Source organism: Psychrobacter sp. A3 (genome assembly GCF_028823565.1).
GTDB classification, from domain to species: domain Bacteria; phylum Pseudomonadota; class Gammaproteobacteria; order Pseudomonadales; family Moraxellaceae; genus Psychrobacter; species Psychrobacter celer.
The window spans coordinates 1-5560 of sequence record NZ_JAPEHS010000121.1; the positions used below are offsets into that span (position 1 = coordinate 1).

A 5560-nucleotide genomic window follows, 5' to 3' on the forward strand; every position below is an offset into this window, starting at 1 on the left:
CCGCCGCTGTAGAGACAGAAGCTGCTGCTGCTGAAGCAGAAGTTGCTGCTCAAGATGCTGGCGCTGAAGTCGCCGAAAGCGCTGAAACTGCTGGCGCGGCTGCGACAGACGCTCTAGAAAACACAGGTGATGCAATCGCTGATGGTACCAACAAAGCAGTAGCAAACACTGCCGAAGCGGTAGCTGATGGCGCAAATGCAGTGGCTGACGGCGCAAATGATGTCGCAGTTGATGCTGAGCAGCAGTACTAATAGGTTCAATAATCAGTAGCTTGTCAAAACTAGTCGCTTAGTAAATAAGCATCGTTTGACCGATTCAAACCTTTTTTATCACTGTTTGACTACTGATAGATTGATATACAGCTCGCTAAATAAGCAGTTTTTTATGACTGCCCTATAATGGTTGTCTCATAAAACAAGCTGCTTTATAAGCCCTCAAAATACTAAAAAAGCCTTGGCGATTGCCAAGGCTTTTTGTATGGTGATGGCGAAACACTACAAGCATTTCTTTATAGTCAATCCGTCACAAAATAAATAGTCAGGCAACCGCTACGAAGACAAGGCAATTTTTGCTATAATCGGCGCACGATAATGAGCGTCTATTATTGCCAGTTGCCAATAGTTTTGCCAGACGGGCAGTTTTGACATCATTGAGTGTACAGCTTTGGGCGAGTCATATAGGCAGCGCTATGTTGCTGCTATCATTTCAAAAGCTATTTTACATACTATCCAAAATTTTAATCAGAGAGCGTTTTATGGCCTTAATATCCTTACGTCAACTTCTAGATCACGCCGCCGAGCATAATTACGGGGTGCCTGCTTTTAATGTCAATAACTTAGAGCAGATGCGTGCAATCATGATGGCGGCCGACGCCTGCGACTCACCGGTCATCGTCCAAGCCAGTGCTGGCGCTCGCAAATATGCAGGCTCGGCGTTTTTGCGTCATCTGATTATCGCTGCTATAGAAGAATGGCCACACATTCCTGTGGTGATGCACCAAGACCATGGTATGTCGCCTGCCATTTGCCAACGCTCTATTCAGCTAGGTTTTTCATCGGTGATGATGGACGGCTCACTGGGTGAGGACGGCAAAACCCCAATGGATTACGATTATAACGCTAGAGTCACACGTGAAGTGGTCAAGATGGCGCATGCGTGCGGCGTTTCTGTCGAAGGTGAGATTGGCTGTTTGGGTAGCCTTGAGACTGGCATGGCGGGCGAAGAAGATGGCTCAGGAGCAGAGGGCGTGTTGGACCATGAGCAGCTATTGACCAGTGCGGACGAAGCCAAGCAGTTTGTCAAAGATACCAATGTCGATGCACTCGCCATTGCGATTGGTACCAGTCACGGTGCTTATAAGTTTACACGTCCACCGACAGGCGATATCCTATCTATCGAGCGCGTCAAAGAGATTCATGCTCGTATCCCAAATACGCATTTGGTCATGCATGGCTCGTCTTCTGTGCCGCAAGAGTGGCTAAAAGTCATCAACGAAAATGGTGGTGATATCGGTGAAACATACGGCGTGCCCGTTGAGCAAATCGTCGAGGCCATCAAACACGGTGTGCGTAAAGTAAACATCGATACCGATTTGCGGTTGGCTTCCACAGGCGCTATCCGCCAGTTTTTGGTAGAAAACCCAAGTGAGTTTGATCCACGTAAATATTTCAAAGCCTCTATGGTCGCGATGTCTGACATCTGTACCAACCGCTTTGAGGCCTTTGGTTCTGCTGGTCAAGCGCACAAGATTCGCCCAATCAGTCTTGAAGGTATGGTTGATTTTTATAACTAAGCCTGACAAATAGGGCTGAGCTTATCAAAGAAGGCGTTTGTCATATCGATATGCAAACGCCTTTTTGCTCTAAATGGCTGGGTGTAAGCGCAAGAGGTTTATGTGTACGTTTTTACATAGGCGTTTTTAAACCAAAATATTGAGTAGTAAGCATAGAGTATGGCGCGGTTTATTTTTTATAATGATAGGTAATGGATGATGATTGGACTGATTACAGGGCAGGTCGCGTACCTGATGGCACCAACGGCATGTATTTTGACCGCATCTGGCGTGGGGTATGATATCGAGCTACCATTGCCGTCATTTTGTCAGTTACAGCTCGATCAGCAGGCTCGCATCTGGACGCATTTGCATGTGCGCGAAGACGCGCAGCTGCTTTATGGGTTTATCGATCGCAAAGAGCGTGAGGTGTTTCGTCAGCTTATCAAAATCAATGGCGTGGGGGCAAAAATGGCGTTAGCGATGCTGTCTGCTATGTCGGCCGCTGAGCTTAAGATGCATGTCGAGCAAGAGTCAGAGAGTGCATTGACACGTATCCCAGGGATTGGCAAAAAAACCGCGCAGCGTTTATTAATCGAGCTTAAAGACAAGCTAAAGAATATCGAAGTCGACAATGATTTGTTAGAGCTACCAACGCAGGTAACCACAGCCTCTCACGAAGGAAGCATCATCGCTGAGGTCGAGGGTGCACTTATCAGCCTAGGCTACAAAGAAAAAGAAGCGCAGCAAGCGATTAAAGCGGCTAAGCATAGTGGAGATACATTTGCTGATACGCAAAGTTTACTAAAAGCGACTTTGCAGCAGTTGTCAGGCTTTTAAGGCAGTTTTTATTATTGATTAGGGTATGCCGAATGCGCTTTACAGCGAACTGACATAGGTGATCTGAGATAAGCGACATCGATTGTCGCTTATTTTTGTTTACGTCTGTGCTTTCGTGCGCCGGTGTTTTATGATGTTTTGTATGATTTCACTTTTTTAATATAATGATAAAACTATGATGCAAGATCGTTTAATTAATCCGCTAGAGGGCGCCAGTGATGCGCCTGATGCCAATATTCGCCCAGCACTACTGGCAGAGTATATTGGCCAGCCTGTCGTGCGTGAGCAGATGGAAGTATTTATCGGGGCGGCGCGCGGCCGTGATGAAGCGTTGGATCATACGCTTATCTTTGGGCCACCAGGGCTAGGTAAGACGACTCTGGCCAATATCATCGCGCGCGAGATGGGTGGTAACCTGCGTTCAACCTCGGGGCCTGTCCTTGAGCGACCTGGTGATTTGGCTGCTATGTTGACCAACTTAGAGGAAGGTGATGTGCTGTTTATCGACGAGATTCACCGGTTAAGCTCCGTCATCGAAGAGATACTCTATCCTGCGATGGAAGATTTTCAGCTGGATATTATGATTGGTGAAGGGCCAGCGGCGCGCTCTATCAAGCTGGACTTGCCGCCATTTACGCTGGTAGCAGCGACCACGCGTGCAGGGCTTTTGACTTCACCTTTGCGAGATCGTTTTGGTATCGTTCAGCGGTTAGAGTTTTATAATATCGCAGATCTGACTACCATTGTGACCCGCGCGGCGCGCTTGATGCGCGTGCCGATGAATGAAGACGGTGCGGTCGAGATTGCGCGCCGTGCACGCGGCACCCCAAGGATTGCCAACCGTTTGTTGCGCCGTGTACGTGATTATGCCGAGGTCAAAGGCGATGGCCGTATCAATGGCGCGATAGCAGGCAGTGCGCTGGATATGCTGGCGGTCGATAGACGCGGTCTTGACCATTTAGACAGGCGCTATATCGAGATATTGCAAGAGCGCTTTGATGGGGGGCCAGCAGGGGTTGAGGCGGTAGCGGCGGCGATGGCAGAGGATCGCGGCACGCTTGAGGATGTCATCGAGCCGTATTTGATTCAGCAAGGTTACGTATTACGTACGGCTCGTGGTCGCGTATTGACGCAGATGGCCATTGACCAGATGTTATAGGCCAGATGAGATGATATAAAACTGGCCAAAACACCTTTATACAAAAAGCGCCGCCTTTTGGTTGATTAAAAGGCGGCGCTTCTTCGTTTAAATCAGAGACGTCGCTATCAAGCCGCTCAATGAAAAATTGTCATATCAGATGGCCTATAGGTCGGCGTAAGCTGTTAATCTGCGACCATGGTTTTTGGCCATATTTTTCCAGGGTTTAGGATGTTGTTGGGGTCGAGCGCTGATTTGATGGCTTGCATCAATACTAAGGCATTACCATGCTCTTGTTGCATGTATTTTTGCTTGCCTTGACCAATACCATGCTCACCTGTACACGTGCCATCCATCTCGATGGCGCGCATGGCTAGGCGGCTAATGATGCCATCGGCAGTAGCGATTTCCTCAGGGTTATCGGTATCGACCAATAATAAAACATGAAAGTTGCCATCACCCACATGTCCGACGATAGGGCCAATCATTCCTGATGCCTCGATGTCTTTTGCCGTGGCGCTGACGCACTCTGCCAAGCGCGAAATAGGCACACAGGCATCGGTCGATAAGGCGCTGGCTTCAGGCCGTAGGGCAGAGCTGGCATGATAGGCATTGTGCCGGGCTTGCCACAGACGCTTACGTTCGGCCTCGTCCGTGTCCCACGCAAAATCGCTACCGCCAAACTCTTCGATGATGTCAGTAAAGATAGTTGCTTGCTCAGCCACGCCCGCGTCCGTGCCATGAAACTCCACAAACAAAGTTGGCGTCTCAGTCAGATTTAGATTGGCATATTGATTACAGGCTTTGATTTGCATGGCATCGAGTAGCTCAATACGGGCAACTGGCAAGCACATCTGGATGGTAAGCATCACCGCCTGACAAGCGTCCTCAATCGTTGGGAAGTGACAGATGCCACTAGCAATACATTCGCTAATACCAAACAGCTTGAGCGTGACTTCGGTGACAATGCCTAGCGTGCCTTCTGAGCCGATCATAAGCCTTGTTAGATCGTATCCAGCGGCCGACTTTTTGGCGCGTGTGCCTGTACGTACGATCTCCCCGTTGGCGGTCACGACTTCTAGAGCGAGCACCACATCTTTCATGGTGCCGTAGCGCACAGCGTTGGTGCCAGAGGCGCGAGTGGCCACCATGCCACCGATACTGGCATTAGCGCCTGGGTCTATCGGAAAAAACAGCCCCGTATCGCGCAGGTAATGATTGAGCTGCTCGCGTGTGACGCCAGGCTGTACGGTCACGGTCAGATCTTCATTATTGACTTGTAAGATTGTATCCATCGCATGCATATCAATACATAGCCCGCCAAAAGGCGCGTTTAGCTGACCTTCTAAGGATGAGCCTATACCAAAAGCAATCACTGGCATCTGATGCTGGTTGCAAATCTCGACAGCCGCGGCGACCTCATGTTTATCCTGCACGGTCAACACCGCATCGGGTGGCTGGTTGGCAAGCCATGTCATGGTATGACCATGTTGCTCGCGTACCGCTTTATTGACACTCAGCTGTTTGCCAAAGCGTATCTGTAGCGCAGCTATGGCCGCACTGTGATCGGGCGTAGTGCTATCGTGCGGCTCGGATGCGGGTAAGGCGGATAGGGCAGACATGGATGACTCCTACACATATATAATTTGTTAGACAGCATGCGTTTTTATTTTTTGGACGTAGACTAGGGCGTGTCCTCAAGTCAATCGATAGCTATCCAAATGGGCTAAAAATGGTTAAATCTGGCCAAACAGTGTCAAATAGCTGACGAATATCTCGATATTAACGGTGCTATTTTCCTTGTTTGGCGG

Annotated in this window: 4 protein-coding genes and 1 pseudogene; 4 read left to right on the forward strand and 1 reads right to left on the reverse strand. The window is 49.1% G+C overall.

All coding sequences use genetic code 11. The features are described 5' to 3' along the window. The 4 genes and pseudogenes from NK638_RS11730 to ruvB form a co-directional block, all read left to right on the forward strand. A pseudogene (locus tag NK638_RS11730) lies at nucleotides 1-251 on the forward strand (hypothetical protein); the annotation flags it as partial. 503 nt (nucleotides 252-754) lie between these two features. Further along, nucleotides 755-1792, forward strand: coding sequence for a class II fructose-bisphosphate aldolase (gene fba, locus NK638_RS11735; protein ID WP_274633147.1), 1038 nt, complete (start codon nucleotides 755-757; stop codon nucleotides 1790-1792). A 198-nt stretch (nucleotides 1793-1990) separates the two neighbouring features. Then, entirely contained in the window at nucleotides 1991-2611 is a 621-nt protein-coding gene (ruvA, locus tag NK638_RS11740) for a Holliday junction branch migration protein RuvA (RefSeq protein ID WP_274633149.1), read from the forward strand. A gap of 178 nt (nucleotides 2612-2789) precedes the next feature. Beyond that, nucleotides 2790-3770 (forward strand): Holliday junction branch migration DNA helicase RuvB, encoded by a 981-nt coding sequence (ruvB, locus tag NK638_RS11745; RefSeq protein ID WP_274633150.1) that lies wholly within the window; start codon nucleotides 2790-2792, stop codon nucleotides 3768-3770. A gap of 164 nt (nucleotides 3771-3934) precedes the next feature. Here ruvB and NK638_RS11750 read toward each other — a convergent pair whose 3' ends face one another. Beyond that, nucleotides 3935-5371, reverse strand: a complete 1437-nt coding sequence (locus NK638_RS11750) for an FAD-binding oxidoreductase (protein WP_274633148.1) — start codon at nucleotides 5369-5371, stop codon at nucleotides 3935-3937. Between the last annotated feature and the right edge of the window lie 189 nt (nucleotides 5372-5560).